Origin of the sequence: Mycobacterium sp. NAZ190054 (genome assembly GCF_001545925.1) — a bacterium.
Lineage (GTDB): Bacteria > Actinomycetota > Actinomycetes > Mycobacteriales > Mycobacteriaceae > Mycobacterium.
Map to the genome: position 1 here is coordinate 1 of NZ_LMVQ01000415.1, position 2,093 is coordinate 2,093.

Below are 2,093 nucleotides of genomic sequence, written 5' to 3' on the forward strand. Positions count from 1 at the left end.
CCGCTTCCCCTCCCCGACGCCCTGCCGGTCTGGCATGCCCGCCCCGACGCCGGTGCGCGGCTTCTGTCCGGCGGCGTGCGCGTCGCCGGCCCGGGTGCGCCGGTGTTCGATCAGGTCGGCGTCGGCGATCGGGGTGCCCGCCGCGGATCCCGCCCCGAGCGGATGCTCCCGATGAGCGCGGGAAGCGGCGGCGCCAACGGCTTCGACGAGTTCAGGAACGACATCGAAGCCGCGGAACGGCGTATCGCGCGCGAGATCGACCCCGGCCCGCGCGCGCTGCTGCTCGCGATCCTGGTGTTCGTGCTGCTGGCCACGCTCGTGCTTCCGCACACCGGCGGCGCACGGGGACTCGACGTGCTGACCGGCTCCCAGGCCGCGATCGACACCGGGGTCGCGCTGCCCTCGCGGGTGTTCACGTGGTTCTCGCTGGTGTTCGGTGTCGGATTCTCGATGCTCGCGCTGCTGACCCGCCGTTGGACGCTGGCGTGGATCGCGCTGGCCGGCTCGACGGTGTCGTCGTTCGTGGGGCTGCTGGCGGTGTGGTCACGCCAGACCGCGCCGGAACCGCACCCCGGCCCCGGTGTGGGGCTGGTGGTGGCGTGGCTGGCCGTGATCCTGCTGAGCTACCACTGGGCCAGGGTGGTGGCCACGCGCACCGCGCTGCAGCTGGCCGCCGAGGAAGAGCGGCGCCGGGCCATCAGGGAGGGCCAGCAGAAGGGGCTGCTCGATACGTTCCCCGACGAAGGTGACGACAGCACCCCGCCGAAGGACTAGTCAGCGCTTGCGGCTCAGCGCGTCCGCCGCCGCGTCGGCCCACTGCCGCCACTGCTCGGCGCTGGCGCGGGCCTTCTCGGCGTCCTTGGTGCGCCCGGCCGCGGCCGCCTTCTCCGCCTGCCGCTCGAACTGCTCGGCGCGGACGCGGAACTGATCGGCGCGGGCCTGCGCCTCCGGATCCACCCCGCCGGTCGGGGCGTCCCGGATCTTCTTCTCCACCGCGCGCAGCCGTCGTTCCAGTTCCGGCGCGCGTTCGCGCGGCACCTTCCCGATCGCGTCCCACTTGTCGCCGATCGCACGCAGCGCCGCCCTGGCCGCGTCCGGATCGGAGGTGTCGATGCGTTCGGCCTCGGCCAGCAGGGCTTCCTTGGCCTCGGCGTTGGCGCGGAACTCCGCGTCGCGTTCGGCGGTGGCGGCGTTGCGGGCCGAGAAGAACTTGTCCTGCGCCGCCTTGAAGCGCTGCCACAGCGAATCGTCGACGTCCTTGGATGCGCGCCCGGCCGCCTTCCACTCGGTCAGCAGGTCGCGGAACGTCGCCGATGTCGGGCCCCAGTCGGTCGAGTCACACAGGGCCTCGGCACGCTCGCACAGGGCCTCCTTGGCCTGCCGGGCGCCGGCGCGTTCCCGGTCGAGCTCGGCGAAATGTGAACCGCGGCGGCGGTTGAACGTCTCGCGGGCCGCCGAGTAGCGCTTCCACAGCGCGTCGTCGACCTTGCGGTCCAGTCCGGTGATCGTCTTCCACTCCTCGAGAATGGCCCGCAGCCGGTCACCGGCGGCCTTCCATTGCGTCGAGTTGTTCGCGATGTCCTCGGCTTCGGCGGCCAGCGCCTCCTTGCGGGCGGTCTGGGCCGCGCGCAGCTCCTCGCGACGGGCCTTCTCCTGGTGCGTGGCGCTGTCGGCCTGCTCGACGATCGAGGCCAGGCGCGCGGCCAGCGAGTCCACATCGCCGAGGACGTGCGCCTCGGCCAGGCTCTCGGCCAGCGACGCCGCCGCCGACCGGATCTTGCGGGCGTCGCCGGTTCCGGACGCCAGCCTGGTCTCCAGCAGCACCACCTCGGTGTGCAGGTCGTCGAAGCGGCGACCGAAATGCGCGAACGCGGCCTCGGCGTCACCGGCCTGCCACGACCCGATGGTGCGCTCGCCGGAGGAGGTGATCAGCCAGACGGTGCCGTCGGGGTCGACCCGGCCGAACCGGTGCGGATGTACTCGGTCTGGACCGGGCCGAGCCCCGGCGGCGGGGCGTACTGCAGCGGGAATCCGGGAGAGCTCTCCAGAACCCGGCGGAACCAGACGATCGCCGCCAGCGCGGACAGCACCGT

The 2,093-nt window shown here is 73.0% G+C and carries 2 protein-coding genes; one reads left to right on the top strand and one right to left on the bottom strand.

The features are described 5' to 3' along the window. Nucleotides 1-162 precede the first annotated feature (162 nt). Nucleotides 163-774 (top strand): hypothetical protein, encoded by a 612-nt coding sequence (locus ASJ79_RS23100; RefSeq protein WP_369803747.1) that lies wholly within the window; start codon nucleotides 163-165, stop codon nucleotides 772-774. Here ASJ79_RS23100 and ASJ79_RS23105 read toward each other — a convergent pair whose 3' ends face one another. Then, the gene (locus tag ASJ79_RS23105; RefSeq protein WP_067960429.1) at nucleotides 775-2,031 is read right to left on the bottom strand and encodes a DUF349 domain-containing protein; all 1,257 of its coding nucleotides are present in this window, start codon (nucleotides 2,029-2,031) and stop codon (nucleotides 775-777) included. Nucleotides 2,032-2,093 lie beyond the last annotated feature (62 nt).

Excerpts from the sequence above, each read along its gene's own strand:
- ASJ79_RS23100 (WP_369803747.1), top strand. The coding sequence starts at position 163 with ATGCTCCCGATGAGCGCGGGAAGCGGCGGCGCCAACGGCTTCGACGAG.